We start from the raw sequence: 21968 nt of genomic DNA on the forward strand, positions 1-21968 counted from the left end.
GCGTTCGGAGATCGATGGCGGCGCGACGGTTTGACGTCGTAGCTCCTTTTTTCACGAGGGCCGGCGGACGAACCAGACGCCAATGTTCTTGATCATTGGAATGATCAGAATGGCCAGCGTGAACAGGATCAGGCAGATGCTGATCGGGCTTTCGGTGAAAATCATAGGGCTACCTTCGCCGAGAATAAGGCTCTGACGCAGATTTTCCTCAAGTAGGGAGCCGAGCAGAAAGGCCAGCAGGAGAGGGGCCATGTCGAAACCGGCCTTACGCAACCCGTAGGCTACAAATCCGCATCCAATCACGACGCCGACGTCGAACATGCTGTTGTTCAGGCTAAACGCGCCTATGACACAGAACAGAACGATCAGCGGTGCCAGAACGGCCTGAGGAACCTTCAGCAAAAGGACAAAAACGCGGATCATAGGAACGTTGAGAACGACGAGCATTGCGTTGCCGATTAACATGCTGGCGACGATCCCCCAGAAGAGTTGCGGATGTTCCGAGATAATCTGGGGTCCTGGAACGACATTTTGCATCAGAAGCGCTCCCATGATGATGCCGATCACCGCATTTGCTGGGATACCGAGGCAAAGCATGGGAATAAAGCTCGCCTGTGCCGCAGCGTTGTTAGCACTTTCGGGTCCCGCGACACCTTCGATCGCCCCTTTGCCGAACCGCTCAGGTGAGCGGGAGAGTTTCTTCTCCATGAGGTAACTCGCAAAGCCGGCGACGAGCGCACCGCCGCCCGGCAAAAGCCCCAGGAAAAAGCCGAGAACCGTACCACGCGCAATCGGTCCGCCCGAGGCTTTCCAGTCTTTCCGATTCGGCAGAAGGTCGCGCAACCGATAAGAAGGCATTCTCGTGGCTTCGTGCGCTTCTTTCTGTTGGATCAGCATCAGGACCTCGCTCATGCCAAACAGGCCCATGGCCAGTATGGCGATGTTGAAGCCATCACGCAGGTAACTGACTTCAAAAGTGAAACGTTCCGCTCCGGAAATCAGATCGACGCCAACGGTTGAGAGAAGCAGACCGAGCGCCACCATCGTCCACGCGCGGATACGCGGCCCCTCGCCAACGCTTGCCGCTAGCACAAGGCCCAACAGGACGATCGATGACTTCTCGACCGGCCCGAAAGCAAGTGCAACCTTGGTAAAGGCAGGCCCAATAATCGCAATCGCGAGAGTCGCGGAAATGCCTGCGATAAAGCTTCCAAATGCGCTGATGCCGAGAGCGGCGCCGGCTCGGCCCTGTTTGGCCATGGGATAGCCGTCGAAGCACGTCATCACGCTTGAGGCTTCTCCGGGGACCCGCATCAGGACGGAGGTTATCGAACCACCATATTGCGATCCATAGTAGATGCCGGCGAGCAGGATAATAGCGCTTGTTTGATCCAGTACCATGGTAATGGGCAACAATAAGCTAACCGTCGCGGAAGGCCCTAGACCAGGTAGGACGCCAACCGCGGTCCCTAGGACGGCGCCAAGAAGCGCTACCGCGATATTGGTTGGTTCTAGAGCAATGCCGAGGCCCATCATGAGTTGGGAAAGGGAATCGATCATTTATAGCCTCCAAATGCCGTGCGGTAGGGGGACCGAGAGAAGAATTTCAAACAGGACCCAGGTTGCCACGGCGACAGCGGCCGAGAGCAAACCGGCAATCTGCCATTTCATGCGCTCGATGAACAACAGGACTCCTGAGAGGAACAGGAACGCCGCGGCGACAAACCCGAGGACTTCGAGCAAGACGCAGAAGAGAGCGAGTGCCACGCAATAGGCGATGACGCGTGGAATCTCGATTGGGTCTTCGTCGGGCACGACGCCCTGGGTCGTGCAAAGCAGGCTCGTGACAATCAACAGCAGGGCGGCCAGGAAGGGAAACAGACCTGCCGCAGGTTCGCCACTCTCCCAAAGGTGCATGCGAAGTCCACTTGCTGCGGCTCCAAGCCCGATTCCAGAAAGTGCGTAGGGAACGAAACGAGCCGGGTTCATAAATGCTCCTCCATCGTTTCAATCTGACTTCCGATCCTGGTATATGCCTCCTTGACCATGCTCGTGAATTCTTCACTCTTCTGAAACAGAGGATAGCCATTGATGAGTTTTAGAAAGTCCGCATACATCGGGCTAGACACCATTTCGCCGATTGCCTCTTCCCACCAGGAGACGATGTCGGAAGGCATCCCGGCGGGCCCGAACAGACCGTATGAAGCGGGAATGGCGATTGGATAACCCCGCTCTGCAAAACTGACGATGCCTTTCGGGCTCGCTTGCGGGTTCGGACTGGTTTCAGCCAGCAAACGTACAGATCCCGCCGCCAGATGCGGTCCGAAATCTGACGACACAACCATATCGATGTGCCCGCCAAGGAGTGCGGTTACAGCATCGGCGCCTCCGCGAAAGGGAACGAATGTCGCTTTCGCTTTCTCCTTGCGGAACGCGGCGTCTGTCGCGATATGGGCAAGTCCCCGCGGTGCGGCGGTGGCCCACTTCAACTTCGATGGGTTGTTACGGCAAAAATCCAGCAATTGATCCCAGGTCTGATGCGGACTGTCTTTTCGCACAAAACAGGGAACGGAAATCCCAGCATAGCTCGCAATATAGGTGAAGTCCTTTGTCGCGTCGTACGGAACTTTCTGCAGGTGGGGTGCGACCAATACCGGGCTGACTGAATATAACGACAGGACGGAGCCATCCGGCGATGCTCTTCGCACCTGGTCGGTTGCGATTGTTCCGCCTGCGCCGGGCCGAAAGTCCGGTGTCGCAACGAGACCGCGCTCCCGCTTCACATAACTGGTCACGACACGAGATGCGATATCGCCCGCGCCACCGGCTGCGAAGCCGACGGTCAGCATCGGATTGTCCGCGGGATAAGGTTTGGTAGCCGACCATGCCAAACGATGGCCGGCTCCGATAAAGAAGGCTGTTGCAGCCAGAAATTCGCGTCGTCTCATTTTCCTTCCCCTTCAATTTGATTAGTGGAATTGCGGACGTATCGGTATTTCTTTGCTAGATGTCGCAATGCCTGAGGGCGTCTTCGATATTGCTGAAGCGCGGGAGAGGCTTTTCCGAAATGGATTTGTCGATGTCCTTCAGACCAGAAGCCGTGACAACCGCGACAGCGCTTTCATCTCCGCGGATTATGTTTCGACGTCGTGCTGTCGCGATAGCAGCGAGCGGCATCACGGAAGAAAGCTCCAAAAATACGCCTTCGCTCGCGGCAATTCGCTCTTGAAAGGCGACCAGACCGTCATTGGCGACGGGAATGGCGGTGCCGTTGGAAGCGCGTAGCGCCTTGAGGGCCTGGTATGTGCTTCTTGTCGCTCCAACCGAAACGGCGAGCGCATTGAACGAAGCGGCCATGTCGGGTATCTGGTCGCTTCGAGTCTCAAGCGCTGTGGCGAGAGAGCCATGCGCTTCCGCCGCAAGCAGGCGCGGCATCCGGGCGATCAATCCGTCTACCATCAACTCGTGAAATCCGAGCCAGGCGCCCGCGATCGCGTCGCCATAGCAGACCGGAAACGCGCACCAGTCCGGCACTTTCCCATTGAACTGTTCGATTATTTCGTAGGCGAGGGTTTTGTACCCCTCGATGCCGATCGGATGGCTGCCGACAACTGGATGTCTGTAAGGCGACGTTGCAAACCAACCATAGCGTTCGACACCCTTGGCGAGAAACGGCCAGCGCTCCTGCTTGTTTTCGAAGGGTACGATTTTGGCGCCATATTTCTGGATTTGCGAGAGCATGGGCCCCGCAGAACCCGCAATGGTCGCAACGATGCACTCAAGTCCCGCGCGCGCTGCATAAGCGGCGAGCGATGCACCAGCGTTTCCGCTTGAACTCGTTGCGACGACTGATGCACCTGCCTCTACCGCGGCCGTTACCGCGACGGTTGAGAACCGATCCTTATGTGACCAAGTTGGATTGTAGCCCTCGTTCTTGATGAAAAGATTTGGCACGCCGATCACTGCACCGATCCGTTCCGATCGAAGGAGTGGTGTCAGACCTTCGCCCAGAGAGACAGCGGAGCTCTCATCAAAAGGGAGCCTTTCAGCATAACGCCAGAGCGAAGGCAGCCGGGCTATTCCCTTAACGGTCGAGGTTGCAGGAGTGGGAGCACGATAAAGCACTTTCAGATTTGAAGGAGCGATTTCCAGACATGACGGGCAACCGCGTGAATCGATCGGCATGTCGATCGGAAATTCGTTACCGCATCGATAGCAGGAATATGCTGCGATCCTGTTCATCATCACAGCACCATCAGGCTGTCGCCATTGTTGGTCAGCAATTCCGCGCCGCCCGAACGGACGACAAGCATATCCTCGACCTGAAGGCCAATATGTCCCAGTTCGTAATACGGCGTCTCGATACAGAGAACCATTCCCTCCTCAAGGATATCGGAGCTGCCTGCGGCAAGAAGCGGAAGATCATATCCATCCAGACCGATGCCATGGCCAACATGACTGCGTTGGTAATGAGGGATGCCCTCTGCGCGTACCGTATCGACAACGATTTCAAAGATCTTCGATACGGAAACGCCTGGGCGGATTTGCTCAATGCCTCGCTGAACGCCTCTGTTCAGCGCATTGTACTTGGTCCGAACTTCCTGCGATGGCTCTCCAAAGCTGACATTTCGCGCAATATCCGCACGATAGTGCCTGAAGTGGCCGCCGACATCGAAACGGATCATATCGCCAGCCTTGAGTGCACGATCTGAAGGCTGGACATTCATCAATGCGCTACGCTCGCCAAAACCGATACAACCCAAAACCGGAAAGCCATCTTCCTCGACCGTCTGGCCGTGAAATACTCTGGCGAGATCATGTTCTGTCGCGCCGACGGTCGCAACTTTAAGCGCAGAAGCAATGGATCTCTCGGTAATCGCGCCGACGGTCGTGAGTCTTTCAATCTCTTCAGAAGTCTTGACCGCCCGAACCCATCGGAACAGCGCAGCGGCGTTAATCCAGTTGACGTCGGGGAGCTCGCTACGCAGCTTCTCCATATCGCCAGGCAATAATCCGCTTTCATCAAGGCCAATGCGGGCCTTCAACAGCCTTTGTAAGCGGATTTCTGTTATAAGGGCATCAATTGCATTGCTGTCGTCAGGCAGATTGAAGAGTTCTTTCTGTCTAAAACTTACCGCGTCGAGTTCCGTTGAAGAGGCAGTATCGACAGTGAAGGAGCCGAATCTACGGACTTTCGTATCAACGTTTTGATCGGCGAGGAGATCGAGTGTGGAAGTTCCAGTGATGACAACCGAGGATTGAATGTCCGTTTTCGCTTGACGTAACACGAAGGCCTGCGGTCCGCGCCTGATCCATTGTGGCAGACACCAGAAACCACTTGTGTAAAGGACATTTTCTGGTGACGTAGCCACTATTGCCGCTAGATCATGTTTGATCATTGCTGTTTGAAGACGTTCTTCGTGTAGTAACATTGGCTATCCTTTCCTCCTCAAAATTTACGTTTCTTCAAAACCCAATCCTTTCGAGATACGATCCGCAGCCGTAACTATCTTATCCGCTACGTCGCTGATCTTGACCTTTGGGTAGACCGCACGCGGAAATGCGATACTTATTGCGGCTGCTACCGAGCCCGCCGCGTCATAAATTGGAGCTCCAACCGAAATGACTCCCTCTAGATTCTCCGACATGGCCGTGGCGTACCCGAGCGAGCGTCCAAGACGTAGTTGCTCAACCAATTTGTCTACTTCCACGACTGTTCGTTCTGTAAGGCGCCGGAGCGGTTCATGGCCAAGCAGATCTGCAATCAACCTATCGCTCATACCGAATAGCAAAGCCTTGCCGAGAGCGGTTGAGTGAAGCGCCATCGACTCACCAGGATGGGCGCGAATGACGACAGGACTGTCGGATTGTACGGCGAGTACATAAACGCCAGCAGATCCGCGTCTAACGCCAAGGAAGCCGTTGAAACATCCGCCAGCCGCCAGCTGTTTGAGTTCTATTTCCGCAAGTTTCAGAAGTCTGCTGCGTTGAAAAACATGCTGCGCAAGCCCAAGCACAGCGTAACCAATTTGGTAGCGGCGATTGTTTTCTTGTTCCACGTGACCTTGCGCGGCCAATGTATTCAGCAGCCTTTGGGCAACTGAGGGTGTCAATTCGAGCCGTCGTGCAATTTCCCGCACACCTAAGGGTTCACGTGCGTCTTTGAGCAAATTGAGGATCAGAAGGCCTTTTTCAAGCGAGAGATTGCTACTCATATTTTGTTCCAATTATAAGAACATTGTTCCATATAATGTACATTAAAGTCCTTACGTCGACTGCGTGTCAAGCGGAATGTTCATTATAGTGTGTCGTCATATAGTGTACGCCACTGCAACCGTCGTCAGATGGACATACGCTCGGTTGTTGGTCTCAATGTTCAGAGAATTCGGCGAGAACGCCGCCTGTCGCAGGAAGAATTGAGCTTCCGTGCGGCGAAGACACGTGCCTATATTAGTGGGCTGGAAGCGGGGAAGCGCAATCCGACCATTTTAACGCTCGCGATGCTGGCCGATGCCCTTGCGGTCGAGCCGAACGATCTACTCCGCCGACAGCAGAAGGTTGATAAATAAGGAAATAGCGGCCCAATCACCTTTATTTTTGTGGCGTTAGGAAGGGGCGCTCAATGAGGCGTTCCGCATTAATTTGCAGGGCAAGAGACAATGCCTCAATGGTCTCCAAGGTGGGAGAGCATTCTTCTCGTTCGAGTTTGCCAATGAAGTTTCGATCAAGGCCAGCGAACTCGGCCAAGCGTTCTTGAGTAAGGCCAGATTCTTGACGACAAAGCCGCAAATTTCTCGCAAAGATAGCTGTGAGTCTCATGCAATCTAGCAATCCAAATTTTCACGATCAAAGCCACCTACTATAATAATCAAACGCATGTGGTCGGTCTTGCGGCACCGTAGCTTAGAGCGATATTTCTTTGAACGAATTTAGCTGGCAGTGGATTTGTAGTTCAAAAGGATTTCTGCAGTCTTTTTCCTGGAAGATATGAGAGAATATTCAATGATCTCTAGGTCACGGGCTTCTGTTTCGCTCGACAGTTAGAGGTAAAACAGTTGCAAAAAGATGGGGTATTCAAGAAATCCAATCGGAAGCTGCTGACCTCACAGGAGAGAATTGTGTTGTATTGGACCGCGGAGGGAAAAACACGATGGGAAATCTCTATTATTCTGGGGGTTGCGGAAACCACAGTCGTAACTCATCTGCGAAATTCACGTATCAAGCTAGGTGCGACGAATAAAACGCATGCGGTTGTTGAAGCAATTCGTCACTCCGAAATATCGGTATTCAACAAGTCGCATGGGTTTGCGCCACAGGGCAGTGGGCCATTTCCATTAGCGACAAAACACGGAGCCAATACGAACGGTGGATCGCGCGCACCGCTTTTTAATGCCGCCCGTTTTCATAGGCTCAGCGAGTCGATTGCGAATGCGCAGTCTCCTGAACAATTTTTTGGGGCGATTGACAAGAGTTGTGCCGTCTTAGGTTTTGATGCTGTCATTCTTTCCTGCCACAAATCAACTAAGGAATCGCTGTTGCTCGACCCAACATACTGTACCATTCCGTTGGATGTCATGCGTGAATATAAGCGTCTGAACTGGATTGAGAGTGATGTCCTGCTTGCACAATTAATTGGTGGTAATCGCGCTTTCGTCTGGGATAGCACCTACGACCGCTACAGGGATATTCGAAGCCAGAGCTTTCTTAATTTTCTAAAGCGATTCCGTTTGGTGACTGGGATCTTGGTGCCTCTTGAAGATGAAGAAGGTTTCAGAAGTTTTGTGGCGTTTCACGCCTACCTCGAGCGCGACTTCGATATAAATACCGTTAAGGTAGTGCGCGAATTCGGAATGAAGGCGAAAAAGAAGGCAGCAGAACTCGGATTATAGTCGGCTTTGAAGCGCGATCCAGAATATGGAAAGGGTTTGCAATGCACGAATTGAGTATTGAGGGTTTCATTCGTTCGGTAGATGCTGTTGGTGTGTCGAGGGTAATAACAGACAAGATTAAACCATTTTGTCTCTCGGTATCGACTGAACGACACTCGACTTCATTTGTGTTTTCAAATGGAAAGGCCGTAATGAAGTATGAGAAAAATGGAATTTCTATTTTCATTTCGGCCAATGGCGTTGTTGAGTTTTATGGAATTCGATCAATTATCTATTGTTATATATTATCGTTAATTAAAGAAAATAGTATATACTGGTTTCCGTCAAGAAAAAATATTTAGAAGAGAATGAAATTCCGTTATGTGCAGGCTGACTTCAATTTTGAAGCTAGGTGTCGATAATATTAAACAAAAGTGCGTGTCAGTGGTGATCACAAATCAACCGTCGTTAAACTCACCGAACCGACCAAAATATTCAGCAGTTGTGTAAATGGAAGCTGTCGTGAATGCTGGTCAGTTCGACTTCCGTACCGTTTTTTCTATATTAATTTTATCAGTAAAAATGAGGGAGCCTAACCAACAGAACGAATTTGCGCAAAAACCTCAGGCGCAAACTCGAACTGTCGTGCTGTGCCTCTACCCATGGAATTCTTGCCCATTGTTTCGGTCAGAATGCCGCGTTGCACAAGGGATTCCATCGTTTCAATGACGCCGCCACGGGTCATTCCTGTAAAAACCATAACATTTGCAAGGGTTAAAGGCTCGTGAGCCTGATGCATCATGTAGAGAATGTTTACCATTCCAATCTGTTTGATGCGGGATTGAGGTGATTCATCCGCGAGCGGTTTTTCGAGAATTTCACGAACCGCGAAGACCGCCAATGCCTGACTTTGCCATCGATCACTTAAAAAGCTTGCCATTCTTTTAACTATGCATTATTTGATTAGTATGAGTGCTGGTGACCTTACTTCATCATAACGTCGAAAGACGGTCGATAACGGAGTTATGAGCATGAGAAGCTTTCTCTTAAAACTTGCGATAGGGGTTATGGGTTGCGGTTCACTATACCTCATTCAAGCTCCCGACGCTCGCGCCGAAAGCTGGGGATGCCAAGTTATCCTGTGTTTATCCAATCCTGGCGGCCCAATGCAATATTCCGAATGTCGACCGCCTATCCAGAAACTTTGGAGTTGGCTGGCCAGAGGCCATTCATTTCCCACTTGCAATGGTATTGGTTTCAAAAGCTCGCGGCCGCGCTATGAGCCGTATTATTGTCAATCCGGATATCGTCTATTTGCCGGACAAAGTGCAGGCGGACGTGCGGCGACATGTATCTCAACATCTCTTCAGGCTGTGGATGGCGCCTTTTGCCGGAACGAAAGAAGCATCGCCTCCACTGAAAAGACGGTCATCTCGCCGCGAATGCAGCGAAACAATAGCCGCAATCAATGCTTGGCATATGTAACCACCCGGCCATTCGTTCGCGAAAAACCGAGTTATATCGATGTGACCATCGACCGCTTGGGTAAACACAGAGTGTGGTACTAAGCCATGCCTGTTTCGTTTCTCGTTCTCGCTCAAACTTGCGCAGCTTTTGTTTCGCCCGAAACGCTTGCCGGTGTCGTCAGCCTGGAAAGTGGTTTTGCCCCTTTTAATATTCGCATTAACAGCGGTTTGCCGCTCAAGCAGCAACCGGCGACCAAAGCCGAAGCGATCGAGGTTGCAACTTCACTTGTCGCCGAGCAGCAGGACATTCAGCTTGGTCTGGGCGGTATCAGCCTTGAGGACTTGAGAAAATCAAATCTATCGATCGCTGACGCATTCGATCCCTGTTTGAATCTCAAAACAACTGCTCATCTTCTCGATGGCTATTATCGCCATGCAGTCGAGGAAAATTTCGACCCGATAAGGGCTGAAAAACGGATGCTGAGATCCTGGTATGGGCGTGGTGACGCCTTGATCGGTGAAATAGTCCGATACGACGAACAGGTCTTCCAGAAAATCAAACAACTGCGGCCAACCATGGCCAAGCTCGTCATCGAAAATGCCGTGGAGCAACGGGGCGGGGTGCATGAAACATCTGTTGGCGCTGTGACAAGCAAAAGCGGGCAGAGTGCGGCCAATAACGCCCCGGAGGAAGCAGCTTCCGTCCCATCTCTATCCTCGTGGGATGTCTTCAGGAGTCCACGCAATTTGTCGGTTCTCGTGTTTCAGAACAACCCAAAGGAGCAAAGCGAATGAATTTCTATTGCCGCCTCCGTCCAATTGTCGCCTCTTGTGTTATGGCTGCTGCCATTGTGCCGATAGTGAGCGAGCCTGCATTAGCACAAGCCGCTGGCATCGAGACCATTCTCCAAAACATCGTTGATCTTCTAACCGGCAACATATTCAGACTGCTGGCGACAATTGCGGTAATCGTGATCGCCATCGCCTGGATGTTTGGTTACATGGATTTGCGTCGGGCAGGGTACTGGATCATCGGGATTGGCATCATTGCTGGCTCATCCGAGCTCGTTGGCACCATCGTCGGAAGCTGAGCGATGACAAGTGTTGAGCCAATCTTGGAGGAAGACACGTTGTTTCTTGCCTGCACCCGACCCGCTATGGTTGCGGGCGTGACGATGGAGGCCATGGGCATCAACGTCATGGCAACGACGATATTCTATCTCCTTGCTGGCTCGATTTCCTATGCTCTTGTCGGCATCGTTTTCCATTTCGTTTTTCGAGCTCTCATCAGACACGACCATAACATGTTTCGCATTGTGCTCGCATGGGTGGATACGCGTGGTCGATCTCGCAATAGCGGATATTGGGGTGGGGCAACGCTATCTCCGCTTTGCCTGATACGTCGATATGATGAAAGGGATCTCAACCTTGCCTGACATCATGAAGCTAAAGGTCCGAGAACTTCGACCGGAAATCTACATTCCTTACGTCCGTCATGTCGATGAGACGACGATTGCTCTTAACGCCGGAACGCTGATGGTGATGATCGCACTGGAAGGAGTGTCATTCGAAACGGCAGATGTGCTCGATTTGAATGGATTACACCGTGACCTCAACACCCTTTATCGCAACATCGCCGATGAGCGGCTTGCCTTATGGACGCATGTTATCAGGCGGCGGAACGACAGTTATCCGGACGGAGAATTTTCGGCAGCGTTTTCGAACGCCCTTAACGAAAAATATCGCCTCAAGATGGCTGGCGAAAACCTCTTTTGCAACGACCTTTATCTCACGCTGCTCTGGTCTCCGGCCCGTTACGGTGCAGATAAAACCACGCGATTTTTTTCAAAGCTAAGACGAGCGCAAAATGTCGAACTTGATGAGGAGGCATTTAAAGATCTTCAGGACAAGGTGATTGATGTAACTGCAGGCCTGGAGCGGTTTCAGCCGCGCGTGCTTTCGCTTTACGAGCGAGGCGGGCTTGTATATTCACAACTGAGCGAAGTTTTGCACCAACTGGTTGGTGGTAGGCGCGAGCCCGTTCCGTTGACGGAAGGACCAGTTTCTTCCGCTATTTACTCTGACCGCGTTATCATCGGGCGAGAAACTGTCGAGATCCGGCACGAGGCCGAAAACCGCTATGCCGGTATACTGAGTTTCAAAGAATATCCAGCTCGCACCAGAACAGGCATGCTCGATGGAGTGCTCTCTAGTCCATTTGAATTTATCCTGACGCAATCCTTTGCATTCACCTCCAAATCAGACGCTCGCTCGATCCTGGGTCGTAAGCAAAATCAGATGCTTAGCAGTGGTGACAAAGCAGCATCCCAGATTGGTGACCTCGACCGAGCGATGGACGACCTTGAATCAAATCGATTTGTTCTGGGCGGGCATCATCTTTCGCTTGCCGTCTTTGCTTCCTCCGTCAAAGATCTCGCCGATAACCTCGCCAAGGCGCGGGCAAGTCTTACGAGCGGTGGGGCCGTCGTTGCACGCGAAGATCTTGGATTGGAAGCCGCCTGGTGGGCACAGCTTCCTGGGAATTTCCGCTACCGTGCACGGTCCGGGGCGATTACATCGCGTAATTTTGCAGCGCTTTCACCCTATCATTCGTATCCGATCGGTCAGAAGGACAATAACGAATGGGGACCAGCTGTCGCGCTATTGAAGACGGCTTCCGGGTCACCGTTCTATTTCAATTTTCATTACGGCGATCTCGGCAATACCTTCATGTGCGGGCCGTCGGGAACCGGCAAGACAGTCATCGTCAACTTCATGCTTTCTCAACTCGAAAAACACGATCCTCACGTTGTGTTCTTCGACAAGGATCGTGGAGCCGACCTTTATGTGCGAGCCGCCGGCGGAACATATCTTCCGCTTAAAAATGGTATTGCGACCGGATGTGCTCCTTTAAAGGCGCTCGAGCTTACACCTGAAAACAAAGTGTTCCTTGCTTTATGGGTTGGCAAACTTGTTCGCTCCAACGTTCGAGATTTGACCGTAACCGAACTGCGTGACATCGCTGCTGCGATCGATGGCCTATCAGATCTGCCTAGAGAGCGCAGAACGATTGGTGCACTACGCACATTCTTGAACAATACCGATCCTGAAGGGATCGCTGCCAGGCTTCGCCGTTGGGAACGCGAAGGGCCGCTTGGCTGGGTGTTCGACAATGACGATGACGATATTGGCCTCAACGAATTTGCCCCGATGAGGGCAGGAAGAGGTGGGAAGTTCGTCGGCTACGACATGACGGAGTTTCTCGACCATGAAGAAATCCGCACGCCCCTAATGGCCTATCTGTTTCATCGTGTCGAACAGCTGATTGACGGGAGGCGCATACTCATCGTCATCGATGAATTCTGGAAAGCGCTGCAGGACGATGGCTTTCGCGATCTGGCGCAAAACAAGCTCAAAACCATCCGCAAGCAAAATGGTCTGATGCTGTTTGCAACACAAAGCCCGCGGGATGCGATTGTCTCTCCAATTGCTCATACGATCATCGAGCAATGTCCCACGCAGATTTTCCTCCCGAATTCGCGCGGTAATCACGCTGACTATGTCGATGGGTTCAAGCTTACCGAACGTGAATACGAACTGATTGCGCGCGAATTATCAGTCGAAAGCCGGCAATTCTTGTTGAAACAGGGTCACAACAGCGTCGTTGCAGAGCTCGACCTGAACGGCCTTGATGATGAACTGGCTGTTCTTTCCGGCCGTACCGGAAATGTCGAGCTTGTCGATACGATCCGCGCTGAAATCGGAAACGATCCTGCGGACTGGCTTCCAGTTTTCCAGAAGAGAAGGAGTGCAAGTTGATGGCTTCTTATAGATGTTCTTGCGCAATCATGGCTGCAGTGCTGACCTTGTCGACAGGAGCTGCGATGGGGCAGGGCATCCCTGTCATTGATCAAACAGCGATCGCCAAACATATGGAAAGTATCGCGCAGTTGAAATCGCAGCTCGATGCTCTTCATCAGCAGATTGAGAAGGCCGAAGAGCTTTATACCTCTTTCAACAAGCTGACAGATATGGCGGATGTCGCAAAGGTTCTCAATGATCCAGCGATCCGAAAAGCCCTTCCGCCGGAATTTGCTGCCGTAGAAGGATTATTTGAAGGCAATGGCAGTGGGGCGTTGAACGATGCTGCAACAAAATTCCTCGACAAAAATACGACCTACAAAACTTCCGCTGACGATTTTTACGCAAAAGAACTGTCCCGTGTGCAGAACAAAAATGCCGGCCAGATGGGGATCGGCCAGAAAATTTACGACACAGCAACAAAACGCATCGAAGGAATTGATGAACTACGTCAGAAAATTTCCACGGCAAGTGAAGCCAAGGAAATTGCCGATTTGCAAGCAAGGCTTCTGGCCGAGCAAGCCTTTGTGCAAACCGATGTGCTGCGCATGGAAGGCTTGCGCATGGTTCAGCAGGCGCAAACGCAGGTTGATGATCAGCGCAAGGCAGAAGATTGGCGCCGTCGCATGGATGCAATGAAGGGGGCGCTGAAATGAAAAATGTCCTGATCCTGACAGCGTCCGTCCTTCTGTCTGCATGCACAGAGAAAGCTGAAGCGACCTATACGGTCGAAGAATTGTTGACCGATCACGGAATGCTGTCACGCATTCTCGACAAGTGTCGCAATAATCCAGGTGAGTTGCGCAATACGGTTAACTGCATGAATGCCGAAGCGGCCAATAGCAAGTTGCGTTTCCAGAATATGCGCAAGGCGCTTGGAGGCTAGCACCGTGTATCACGTGTTCGAGTTTATTGATGGACAATTCAAGCGGCCGTTGGAGATGTTCATATCCGATGGGACGTCGAACATTGCCGAATGGGTTTCCGGCCCGCTTACTGTTGCCGTGACCCTTTACGTTATCCTGTTTGGTTATCTTATCTTGCGGGGGTCGGTGCATGAACCCATCCTGGATTTTGCTTTTCGCGCGATCAAGCTTGCGATCATCATGACGCTGGTCAAGAACGCCAGCGAATACCAGACCTATGTCACCAATATTTTTTTCGAACAGCTGCCGCGCGAGATTTCGCAAGCTTTAAATTCCGGTGCGGCGCCGAGCGCATCGACCTTCGATAGTCTGCTGGATAAAGGACAGAACTCAGCGACCGACATCTGGTCACGATCCTCCTGGCCCATCGATATTGTAACTGGTGTTGGCGGATTATTGGTAATTGGCGTGAGCTTTCTTGTCGCGGGAATAGGCTATGTCGTTTCACTTTATGCGCGATTGGCACTAGCCATCGTGCTGGCGATCGGCCCAATCTTCATTGCATTTGCCATGTTCCAGTCGACGCGACGCTTCACAGAGGCCTGGATCGGACAAGTGGCAAATTTTGTCATTCTTCAGGTTCTTGTCGTCGCTGTTGGAGCGCTGCTGATTACATGCCTCGACACAACTTTTACAGCAATCGAGGGCTATTCCGACGTCTTGATGCGTCCCATCGCGCTTTGTGCCATCGGCATTGCCGCTCTTTATGTCTTTTATCAGCTTCCAGGCATCGCTTCGGCTCTAGCTTCCGGCGGAGCGTCTCTGGCTTATGGCTACACAGCTTCACGCGATGCGCATGAAGGATTGCTTGCCAAGGCAACGTCGCGGAGCGCGGGGTTTGTGGCTCGCGGCACACGCATGATGAGAAGAGCATTGTGAGCGAAGGAGACCTGCTTATGACCTCGTCTGCGGCGATGAAAAACAGGTATTTGTCAGTAATCAAACCGACCTTGTTTCTCGGGATCGCGCTCGCACTTGTCAGTTGTGCGTCGCTGACAAATCCCTTGCCGAAATGCGATGGAAATGCGCGAAGACCACTGAACCGCGCAATGTGGCAATGGGAAAGATCGAGTGCAATGCCGAAGTCCAAAGCGGAATCCATCCCGCGCTTTGTTGATGAGCGCAAACCATCCAGGGCTTTTGATCATTTGGATATTGATGCTTCTTTTGGCGATTGCGAGGATTGATGGTCACGACAGATAATCTCAAAAGCTATTTCGAGAAAGCGCGTCGCTTTGATCAAGACCGCATGATTCAGGTCGAGCGATCAAATCGCGTGGCGTGGTCGATCGCAATTGCTGCCGGTATTGTTGCCGGCATATCAATCCTCGCCGTTGCGAGCTTAGCGCCGCTGAAAACTGTCGAACCTTTCGTGGTTCGTGTCGACAATTCTACCGGGATCGTGGATGTCGTTTCAGCGCTGTCGGCGACCGCTGGCACTTACGACGAAGCCGTGACCAAATATTTTGCGGCAAAATATGTTCGTGGACGCGAAGGCTATGTCTGGAGCGAAGCCCAGGAGAATTTTCGAACAATTGCGCTTCTCTCTACGCAAGCCGAACAGGCGCGGTTCGCAGCTACTTATCGTGGCAGCAATCCGCAATCACCACAAAATGTCTATGGCCGTTCTGCCACGGTGCGGATTAACATCGTCTCCATCGCGCTCATCAATCAAAACGTGGTGTCGGTACGCTACATGCGTAGCGTAACCCGCGGTGAAGAAGTCCGGACAACACATTTTGTTGCGACCCTCACCTATTCCTACGCCAACGCTCCCATGTCATCGACAGACCGACTGGTGAATCCGCTTGGTTTCGCTGTTAGCGAATATCGGGCAGATCCGGAGGCAATCGATTGATGCGTTTTCCAATCATCGTCACATTTTTTCTGGCGTCATCTGTGTCCAGTGTCCTCGCGCTGGAGATACCGACAACAGCATCGCAGGACAGTCGGGTCCGTTTTGTCAGTTATCAGCCTTACAATATCACAAGGATCATCGGGTCCTTGCGCTCCTCGGTTCAAGTCGAGTTTGCTCGGGATGAGGAAATTGCACATGTGGCGCTTGGCAACAGCGTTGCCTGGGAAGTCGCACCAGCCGGTAATATCTTGTTTTTAAAACCACGAGAAAACCAACCGATTACCAATATCTCTGTTGTAACGACACGTCGGGACGGGTCTACGCGCAGTTACCAGATGGAACTTAAGGTGCGGGAGGGCTCGGTAGAAGTCGGAGAGAATACTTATTTTTATGTGAAATTCAGATATCCACACGACCAAGCCGAACTGCGCCGCCAGCAAGCTGCGGTCCAGGCGCGCGCAGCCCAAGCCAAGGATGCTGACAATGTGCTGTCGCTTCACGAGGCATATGGTCCGCGCAACTGGCGCTACTCTGCACAAGGGGCAGAGGCACTGGAGCCGCAAAGCGTCTACGACAACGGTAAAATCACGACATTTTCCTTTGCGGGCAATCAGGAAATGCCTGCAATCTATATGGAAAATTCTGACGGGTCGGAGAGCCTCGTACCCAAAACTGTCGATGGCAATCTGGTCATGGTCCATACGTTAAGCCGCAAATTCATTCTGCGACGAGGCAAAGATGTGCTGTGCGTATTCAATGAAGCCTATGACCGGATTGGCATCAACCCTGCCACAAACACGACGTCTCCGTCCGTTGAACGCATCGTGAAACCGGATCTGGCGGGACAGGGGAAGAAGTGATTAATATGGCCGAGACTGAGGAACATCAGATCCCAGGCGAGCGCGCCGAAACGGTTACAGCTACACGCGTCGACAATAATCCTGTTCTCAAGCGCGGTGCTGTTGCACTCGCCATTGTGTTGTTTATTGGCTTTGCTCTGTGGTCGACATCTGGAAACAAAACAAAGGACAGCAATATCGAGACCGAGCGCGTCGTGATCCGCCAAACGACACCCTTTGAGGCGGCAAGAGAAAAGACAGAGCCGGTTGAAGAAAAGCCGGTGGTAAAACTGCCAACACCGGTCCTTGAAGACCCCATGCCCCAAGTGGACGAATTGCTTGATGCCGCCCGTCGTGCGCCCGTTATGGCCTATAGCGGGGGACAGAAAAATTCGGCCTTGCGAGGCGAAGGCGGGAACGGCAGTAATGCGGTGCCAGATGGGAATTTTGTGCCAATTGATGGCAATTTTATTGGCCAGAACCAGCAGAATGCCGACGAACAGCGGTTCGAAAACCTTCTGCGACCGACCCGACTTGAGGGATCGCGCGCCGGTATGCTCGGAAATCGCGATTTCATCATCGCCATGGGTAGTTCGATCCCTTGTGTGCTCGAAACTGCACTTGCCTCTGATCAGCCGGGCTTTGCAAGCTGCGTGATCAACCGCGATGTTTTATCCGATAACGGCCGCGTGGTGCTGATGGAAAAGGGAACCCAGCTTGTCGGGGAATATCGTGGCGGTCTCCAACGGGGGCAAAAACGTCTGTTTGTGCTTTGGAACAGGGCGAAAACGCCGCAAGGTGTGGTCGTCACGCTTGCCTCGCCAGCAACAGATGCGCTTGGCCGCGCTGGCGTTGGTGGGCAGGTCGATACGCATTGGTGGGAGCGCTTTGGTAGTGCGCTTCTCCTTTCCGTCGTCGGCGATGCGACAAGTTACGCGAGCAGTCGTCTGCAAGACGGCAATTTTGATGCACAAAATACCGCGGATGCCGGCAAACAGGCTGCTGCCATTGCAGTAGAGCAATCAATTAATATTGCCCCGACACTCCACAAGCATCAGGGGGAATTGGTCTCCATCTTTGTCGCTCGCGATCTCGATTTTGCAGGCGTTTACCAGCTCCGTGTAACCGAACCTAGAAATCGCATTCTCGATCGGGCAGCTTTGGGTGATTTCCACCCGCCATCGACGCTTGTGACAAAATAGGTAGACAAATGGCTGAAGCCCAGGACAGCGCCGTCGTTCTTGAACTTCTAAAGCCTCTCGCGGTCTTCCTGAATGATTGCTCGTTATATGAGATCATTGTCAATCATCCGGGTCAGGTGCTGACGGAAGGGCCGGGTGGTTGGCAGATACACGATCTTTCTGGGCTTTCCTTTGAAAAACTCATGCGCCTTTCCCGGGCGGTGGCAAGCTTTTCCCATCAAACCATCAATGAAACGCGACCGATACTTTCGGCAACACTTCCAAATGGCGAGCGAATTCAAATTGTCATTCCACCGGCCACCACGAAGGGAACGGTCAGCATCACAATTCGGAAGCCATCATCGCTTGATTTTACGCTTGATGATCTGGACGCCAATGGCTTTTTCTCTCAGACGCAAACAAGCTTCCGTACCCTTTCAAAAGAGCAAGAACGTTTACAAGAACTCTACAAAAAAGGGCAATTCAAGGAGTTTCTTCGTCAAGCTGTTATCGCGCGGAAAAATATTATTATCTCTGGCGCGACGGGATCTGCAAAAACCACTCTTTCAAAAGCTCTTATCAAGCATATTCCACAACACGAGCGTGTCATTTCGATTGAAGACAGCCCGGAACTTATAATTTCCCAACCAAATCAGGTGCGTCTGTTTTATTCGAAGGGTTCGCAGGGACTATCAAATGCAGGTCCGAAGGAATTGCTCGAATCGTGCCTGCGAATGCGTCCCGATCGTATATTGCTGCAGGAACTGAGAGACGGAAGCGCGTTTTATTATATTCGCAATATCAACTCGGGCCATCCAGGATCCATCACAACAGTTCATGCAGATTCTGCCAGACTTGCCTTCGAGCAACTGACTTTACTAGTCAAGGAATCGGAAGGGGGAAGCGCACTCGAACGCGCTGACATCCGACGTATGTTGGAGATTTCGGTTGACGTTGTTGTGCAATGTAAACGCACCGATGGAACGTTCCGCGCTGCTGAAATTTACTTCTCCGGCTGTGCGAACGATTGAGCACAATTGGTGGCGCAATAATGATTTTTCTGCTTTCTCGTCGTCCCAATTTGAACCTTTACCGCGCTGATTTCGCGTTTAATCGATTCTATTGTCGCGGTTGGGCTTTTTTGGTTGGCAGCAGCCTTACCGATCGCATAAGCAACGAGGAGCTGGTTCCAGGAGTGCTTGTAATTGTTGCAAGCCTTTCATGAACCTATCCTGCAGTAAGGAGGCCATGATGGCGAAGTGGGTGTACACGTTCGGCGACGGCAAGGCAGAAGGCGCGGCAAGCGACCGCAATCTTCTCGGTGGTAAGGGAGCGAACCTGGCTGAAATGAGCAGCCTTGGTCTTCCGGTACCTCCAGGCTTTACCATCACGACCGAAGTCTGCACCTATTATTACGATCATGAGCGTACCTATCCGACTGAACTGAACGATCAGGTTCAGGCGGCTCTGGCCCATATCGCAAAAGTGACGGAGCGTAATTTTGGCGATGCCGAAAAGCCGCTTCTGGTGTCGGTGCGTTCCGGTGCCCGTGCTTCCATGCCGGGCATGATGGATACGGTGCTCAATCTCGGCCTCAATGACGAGACGGTGCAGGCTATCGCCCGCGAAGCGGGTGACGAGCGTTTTGCCTATGACAGCTACCGTCGCTTCATCCAGATGTATTCGGATGTCGTGCTGGGTGTTGATCATGGCTTCTTTGAAGAAATTCTCGAAGACAAGAAGGCCGATCTCGGCATTGAGGTCGATACGGCGCTGACGGCCGAAGACTGGAAGGGGGTCATCGCCTCTTACAAGGCTAAGGTCGAGGAAGAACTCGGCCAGCCTTTCCCGCAAGACCCACGCGAACAGCTCTGGGGCGCTATAGGCGCCGTTTTCTCAAGCTGGATGAATGCGCGCGCCATCACCTATCGTCGTTTGCACAATATCCCGGCGGCCTGGGGCACGGCGGTTAATGTGCAGGCGATGGTGTTCGGCAATATGGGTGAAACCTCTGCGACTGGCGTTGCCTTCACACGCAATCCTTCGACAGGCGAGAAGAGACTTTATGGTGAGTTCCTCGTCAATGCGCAGGGTGAAGACGTCGTTGCCGGTATTCGCACGCCGCAGAACATCACGGAAGAAGCGCGCATTGCGGCCGGTTCCGACAAACCGTCGCTTGAAAAGGTAATGCCGGAAGCATTCGCTGAATTCCTCAAGGTCGCTGACCGGCTGGAACAGCATTATCGCGACATGCAGGACCTCGAATTCACCATCGAACGTGGCAAATTGTGGATGCTCCAGACCCGTTCAGGCAAGCGCACTGCAAAGGCAGCGTTGAAGATGGCCGTCGAAATGGCAGGCGAAGGCCTCATTTCCGAGGAAGAAGCGGTACTGCGCGTCGATCCGGCCGCGCTTGACCAGCTTCTGCACCCGACCATTGACCCGCGTGCGGAGCGTCAGATCATTGGTCAGGGCCTCCCAGCGTCGCCGGGCGCTGCAACGGGCGAAATCGTCTTCTCTTCGGAAGAAGCCGAACAGGCAAAGTCGGAGGGCCGCAAGGTCATTCTCGTTCGCATCGAGACCAGCCCGGAAGATATTCACGGCATGCACGCGGCAGAAGGCATTCTGACGACGCGCGGCGGCATGACCAGTCACGCAGCTGTCGTCGCACGCGGCATGGGCAAGCCATGCGTTTCCGGTGCGGGGTCGCTTCGCGTTGACTATCGCAATGGCGTCATGCTAGCAGCAGGCCAGACTTTCAAGAAGGGCGATGTCGTCACCGTTGATGGTGGCACCGGGCAGGTCCTGAAAGGCGCGGTAGCCATGCTACAGCCCGAGCTTTCCGGCGATTTCGGCAGGCTAATGGAATGGGCTGACCGGACCCGCCGGATGAAGGTTCGCGCCAATGCAGAAACCCCGGCGGATGCCCGCACGGCGCGTTCGTTTGGTGCGGAAGGCATAGGCCTCTGCCGGACTGAACACATGTTCTTCGATGGAAGCCGCATTGTCGCCATGCGCGAAATGATCCTTTCCGACAATGAAGAAGGCCGCCGCACGGCTCTCGCAAAGCTTTTGCCGATGCAGCGTTCGGATTTCGTCGAACTTTTCGAGATCATGAAGGGGCTCCCGGTTACGATCCGTCTGCTTGATCCGCCATTGCACGAGTTCCTGCCGCATACGGACGAGGAAGTCGCAGAGGTTGCCCGGTCGATGGGTGTCGATGCGACAAAGCTGCGCGAACGCGCGGATGCCCTGCATGAATTCAACCCGATGCTGGGCCATCGCGGCTGCCGTCTGGCTGTATCCTATCCGGAAATTGCGGAAATGCAGGCGCGGGCGATTTTTGAAGCTGCCGTTGAAGCAGGTAAGAAAACCGGCGAGCACGTGGTGCCGGAAGTGATGGTGCCTCTGGTTGGTCTGAAAGCCGAACTCGATTTCGTCAAGGCGCGCATCGATGCAGTTGCCAAGGAAGTCATGGCAGAGGCGGGCGTCAAAATCGACTATATGGTCGGCACGATGATCGAACTGCCGCGTGCGGCTTTGCGCGCTGCCGAAATCGCCGAAACGGCTGAGTTCTTCTCGTTTGGCACCAACGATTTGACCCAAACGACATTCGGCATTTCACGCGACGATGCGTCCTCGTTCCTGACCTCCTATCAGCAGCGTGGCGTGATCGAACAGGACCCGTTCGTTTCGCTCGATCTCGAAGGCGTTGGTGAACTGGTGGAAATTGCCGCTGAACGCGGACGAAAGACCCGCGAAAAACTGAAGCTCGGCATCTGCGGCGAGCATGGTGGTGATCCGGCGTCGATCGCCTTCTGCGAAAAGACAGGTCTCGACTATGTTTCCTGTTCGCCGTTCCGTGTGCCGATTGCCCGTCTTGCCGCTGCGCAGTCGGCCATACGCAAGGTTTGACAGCACGCCACAATTTGGCTTAGCTGCCGGAATAATCTCCGGTGGTTGAGCCAT

The 21968-nt window shown here is 52.8% G+C and carries 24 protein-coding genes; 16 read left to right on the forward strand and 8 right to left on the reverse strand.

Annotated features, from left to right (window positions below):
- Positions 1–51: 51 nt before the first annotated feature.
- From OANT_RS03425 to OANT_RS03450, 6 genes are read right to left on the reverse strand one after another with little or no spacing between them, the layout of a single operon-like run.
- A complete protein-coding gene (locus OANT_RS03425; protein WP_012090917.1) occupies positions 52–1560 on the reverse strand; it encodes a tripartite tricarboxylate transporter permease in 1509 nt (502 codons plus the stop codon).
- Positions 1561–1989 (reverse strand): tripartite tricarboxylate transporter TctB family protein, encoded by a 429-nt coding sequence (locus OANT_RS03430; RefSeq protein ID WP_012090918.1) that lies wholly within the window; start codon positions 1987–1989, stop codon positions 1561–1563.
- Positions 1986–2948: a tripartite tricarboxylate transporter substrate binding protein gene (locus tag OANT_RS03435; protein WP_012090919.1), complete on the reverse strand. Its 963-nt coding sequence runs from the start codon at positions 2946–2948 to the stop codon at positions 1986–1988. The genes OANT_RS03430 and OANT_RS03435 overlap by 4 nt, the downstream gene beginning before the upstream one ends.
- A 55-nt stretch (positions 2949–3003) precedes the next feature.
- Positions 3004–4245, reverse strand: coding sequence for a pyridoxal-phosphate dependent enzyme (locus tag OANT_RS03440; protein ID WP_012090920.1), 1242 nt, complete (start codon positions 4243–4245; stop codon positions 3004–3006).
- Positions 4245–5432, reverse strand: coding sequence for a M24 family metallopeptidase (locus OANT_RS03445; protein ID WP_012090921.1), 1188 nt, complete (start codon positions 5430–5432; stop codon positions 4245–4247). Before OANT_RS03445 ends, OANT_RS03440 begins: the two co-directional genes overlap by 1 nt.
- Before the next feature lie 24 nt (positions 5433–5456).
- Positions 5457–6215, reverse strand: coding sequence for an IclR family transcriptional regulator (locus tag OANT_RS03450; protein WP_012090922.1), 759 nt, complete (start codon positions 6213–6215; stop codon positions 5457–5459).
- Between the two features lie 129 nt (positions 6216–6344).
- Between OANT_RS03450 and OANT_RS03455 the strand changes: the two genes are divergently transcribed.
- Entirely contained in the window at positions 6345–6569 is a 225-nt protein-coding gene (locus tag OANT_RS03455) for a helix-turn-helix domain-containing protein (protein WP_040129697.1), read from the forward strand.
- Positions 6570–6591: 22 nt separating this feature from the next.
- On the opposite strand, the gene OANT_RS03460 is transcribed toward OANT_RS03455, so the two are convergent.
- Positions 6592–6819, reverse strand: coding sequence for a helix-turn-helix domain-containing protein (locus OANT_RS03460; RefSeq protein WP_012090924.1), 228 nt, complete (start codon positions 6817–6819; stop codon positions 6592–6594).
- A gap of 236 nt (positions 6820–7055) precedes the next feature.
- Here OANT_RS03460 and OANT_RS27335 point away from each other — a divergent pair, with 236 nt between their 5' ends.
- Entirely contained in the window at positions 7056–7889 is an 834-nt protein-coding gene (locus OANT_RS27335; protein ID WP_012090925.1) for a LuxR C-terminal-related transcriptional regulator, read from the forward strand.
- Between the two features lie 571 nt (positions 7890–8460).
- Here the strand turns inward: OANT_RS27335 and OANT_RS03470 are convergent.
- Positions 8461–8808, reverse strand: coding sequence for a hypothetical protein (locus tag OANT_RS03470; RefSeq protein ID WP_012090927.1), 348 nt, complete (start codon positions 8806–8808; stop codon positions 8461–8463).
- 91 nt (positions 8809–8899) lie between these two features.
- Here OANT_RS03470 and OANT_RS27075 point away from each other — a divergent pair, with 91 nt between their 5' ends.
- The 14 genes from OANT_RS27075 (at position 8900) to ppdK (ending at position 21914) form a co-directional block, all read left to right on the forward strand.
- On the forward strand, positions 8900–9436 hold the full coding sequence (locus tag OANT_RS27075; protein ID WP_012090928.1) for a hypothetical protein: 537 nt from the start codon (positions 8900–8902) through the stop codon (positions 9434–9436).
- Positions 9437–9439: 3 nt separating this feature from the next.
- Positions 9440–10129 carry a lysozyme family protein gene (locus OANT_RS03480; protein ID WP_012090929.1) on the forward strand — a complete coding sequence of 230 codons (690 nt, stop codon included), beginning with the start codon at positions 9440–9442 and terminating at the stop codon, positions 10127–10129.
- The gene (locus OANT_RS03485; RefSeq protein ID WP_012090930.1) at positions 10126–10425 is read left to right on the forward strand and encodes a TrbC/VirB2 family protein; all 300 of its coding nucleotides are present in this window, start codon (positions 10126–10128) and stop codon (positions 10423–10425) included. The genes OANT_RS03480 and OANT_RS03485 overlap by 4 nt, the downstream gene beginning before the upstream one ends.
- Before the next feature lie 3 nt (positions 10426–10428).
- Positions 10429–10770 carry a VirB3 family type IV secretion system protein gene (locus OANT_RS03490; protein WP_012090931.1) on the forward strand — a complete coding sequence of 114 codons (342 nt, stop codon included), beginning with the start codon at positions 10429–10431 and terminating at the stop codon, positions 10768–10770.
- Positions 10745–13153 carry a VirB4 family type IV secretion/conjugal transfer ATPase gene (locus tag OANT_RS03495; protein ID WP_172488797.1) on the forward strand — a complete coding sequence of 803 codons (2409 nt, stop codon included), beginning with the start codon at positions 10745–10747 and terminating at the stop codon, positions 13151–13153. Before OANT_RS03490 ends, OANT_RS03495 begins: the two co-directional genes overlap by 26 nt.
- Positions 13153–13851 (forward strand): P-type DNA transfer protein VirB5, encoded by a 699-nt coding sequence (gene virB5, locus OANT_RS03500; protein ID WP_012090933.1) that lies wholly within the window; start codon positions 13153–13155, stop codon positions 13849–13851. Before OANT_RS03495 ends, virB5 begins: the two co-directional genes overlap by 1 nt.
- Positions 13848–14081: an EexN family lipoprotein gene (locus OANT_RS03505; RefSeq protein WP_012090934.1), complete on the forward strand. Its 234-nt coding sequence runs from the start codon at positions 13848–13850 to the stop codon at positions 14079–14081. Before virB5 ends, OANT_RS03505 begins: the two co-directional genes overlap by 4 nt.
- Before the next feature lie 4 nt (positions 14082–14085).
- Positions 14086–15000, forward strand: coding sequence for a TrbL/VirB6 family protein (locus tag OANT_RS03510; RefSeq protein ID WP_012090935.1), 915 nt, complete (start codon positions 14086–14088; stop codon positions 14998–15000).
- A gap of 35 nt (positions 15001–15035) precedes the next feature.
- Positions 15036–15308 (forward strand): hypothetical protein, encoded by a 273-nt coding sequence (locus OANT_RS25325; protein WP_080514335.1) that lies wholly within the window; start codon positions 15036–15038, stop codon positions 15306–15308.
- The gene (locus OANT_RS03515) at positions 15308–15979 is read left to right on the forward strand and encodes a VirB8 family type IV secretion system protein (RefSeq protein WP_012090937.1); all 672 of its coding nucleotides are present in this window, start codon (positions 15308–15310) and stop codon (positions 15977–15979) included. The genes OANT_RS25325 and OANT_RS03515 overlap by 1 nt, the downstream gene beginning before the upstream one ends.
- On the forward strand, positions 15979–16839 hold the full coding sequence (gene virB9, locus OANT_RS03520; protein WP_012090938.1) for a P-type conjugative transfer protein VirB9: 861 nt from the start codon (positions 15979–15981) through the stop codon (positions 16837–16839). The genes OANT_RS03515 and virB9 overlap by 1 nt, the downstream gene beginning before the upstream one ends.
- 5 nt (positions 16840–16844) lie before the next feature.
- On the forward strand, positions 16845–18020 hold the full coding sequence (gene virB10 / locus OANT_RS03525; protein WP_012090939.1) for a type IV secretion system protein VirB10: 1176 nt from the start codon (positions 16845–16847) through the stop codon (positions 18018–18020).
- A gap of 8 nt (positions 18021–18028) precedes the next feature.
- Positions 18029–19030: a P-type DNA transfer ATPase VirB11 gene (gene virB11 / locus OANT_RS03530; protein WP_012090940.1), complete on the forward strand. Its 1002-nt coding sequence runs from the start codon at positions 18029–18031 to the stop codon at positions 19028–19030.
- A 220-nt stretch (positions 19031–19250) separates the two neighbouring features.
- Positions 19251–21914 (forward strand): pyruvate, phosphate dikinase, encoded by a 2664-nt coding sequence (gene ppdK / locus OANT_RS03535; protein ID WP_012090941.1) that lies wholly within the window; start codon positions 19251–19253, stop codon positions 21912–21914.
- The last annotated feature ends 54 nt before the right edge of the window (positions 21915–21968 follow it).

Origin of the sequence: Brucella anthropi ATCC 49188, assembly GCF_000017405.1 — a bacterium.
GTDB lineage: Bacteria > Pseudomonadota > Alphaproteobacteria > Rhizobiales > Rhizobiaceae > Brucella > Brucella anthropi.

Coding starts and splice junctions, on each gene's coding strand:
- OANT_RS03425 (WP_012090917.1), bottom strand. CDS start 1,560: ATGATCGATTCCCTTTCCCAACTCATGATGGGCCTCGGCATTGCTCTA.
- OANT_RS03430 (WP_012090918.1), bottom strand. CDS start 1,989: ATGAACCCGGCTCGTTTCGTTCCCTACGCACTTTCTGGAATCGGGCTT.
- OANT_RS03435 (WP_012090919.1), bottom strand. CDS start 2,948: ATGAGACGACGCGAATTTCTGGCTGCAACAGCCTTCTTTATCGGAGCC.
- OANT_RS03440 (WP_012090920.1), bottom strand. CDS start 4,245: ATGATGAACAGGATCGCAGCATATTCCTGCTATCGATGCGGTAACGAA.
- OANT_RS03445 (WP_012090921.1), bottom strand. CDS start 5,432: ATGTTACTACACGAAGAACGTCTTCAAACAGCAATGATCAAACATGAT.
- OANT_RS03450 (WP_012090922.1), bottom strand. CDS start 6,215: ATGAGTAGCAATCTCTCGCTTGAAAAAGGCCTTCTGATCCTCAATTTG.
- OANT_RS03455 (WP_040129697.1), top strand. CDS start 6,345: ATGGACATACGCTCGGTTGTTGGTCTCAATGTTCAGAGAATTCGGCGA.
- OANT_RS03460 (WP_012090924.1), bottom strand. CDS start 6,819: ATGAGACTCACAGCTATCTTTGCGAGAAATTTGCGGCTTTGTCGTCAA.
- OANT_RS03470 (WP_012090927.1), bottom strand. CDS start 8,808: ATGGCAAGCTTTTTAAGTGATCGATGGCAAAGTCAGGCATTGGCGGTC.
- OANT_RS27075 (WP_012090928.1), top strand. CDS start 8,900: ATGAGAAGCTTTCTCTTAAAACTTGCGATAGGGGTTATGGGTTGCGGT.
- OANT_RS03480 (WP_012090929.1), top strand. CDS start 9,440: ATGCCTGTTTCGTTTCTCGTTCTCGCTCAAACTTGCGCAGCTTTTGTT.
- OANT_RS03485 (WP_012090930.1), top strand. CDS start 10,126: ATGAATTTCTATTGCCGCCTCCGTCCAATTGTCGCCTCTTGTGTTATG.
- OANT_RS03490 (WP_012090931.1), top strand. CDS start 10,429: ATGACAAGTGTTGAGCCAATCTTGGAGGAAGACACGTTGTTTCTTGCC.
- OANT_RS03495 (WP_172488797.1), top strand. CDS start 10,745: ATGAAAGGGATCTCAACCTTGCCTGACATCATGAAGCTAAAGGTCCGA.
- virB5 (WP_012090933.1), top strand. CDS start 13,153: ATGGCTTCTTATAGATGTTCTTGCGCAATCATGGCTGCAGTGCTGACC.
- OANT_RS03505 (WP_012090934.1), top strand. CDS start 13,848: ATGAAAAATGTCCTGATCCTGACAGCGTCCGTCCTTCTGTCTGCATGC.
- OANT_RS25325 (WP_080514335.1), top strand. CDS start 15,036: ATGAAAAACAGGTATTTGTCAGTAATCAAACCGACCTTGTTTCTCGGG.
- OANT_RS03515 (WP_012090937.1), top strand. CDS start 15,308: ATGGTCACGACAGATAATCTCAAAAGCTATTTCGAGAAAGCGCGTCGC.
- virB9 (WP_012090938.1), top strand. CDS start 15,979: ATGCGTTTTCCAATCATCGTCACATTTTTTCTGGCGTCATCTGTGTCC.
- virB10 (WP_012090939.1), top strand. CDS start 16,845: ATGGCCGAGACTGAGGAACATCAGATCCCAGGCGAGCGCGCCGAAACG.
- virB11 (WP_012090940.1), top strand. CDS start 18,029: ATGGCTGAAGCCCAGGACAGCGCCGTCGTTCTTGAACTTCTAAAGCCT.
- ppdK (WP_012090941.1), top strand. CDS start 19,251: ATGGCGAAGTGGGTGTACACGTTCGGCGACGGCAAGGCAGAAGGCGCG.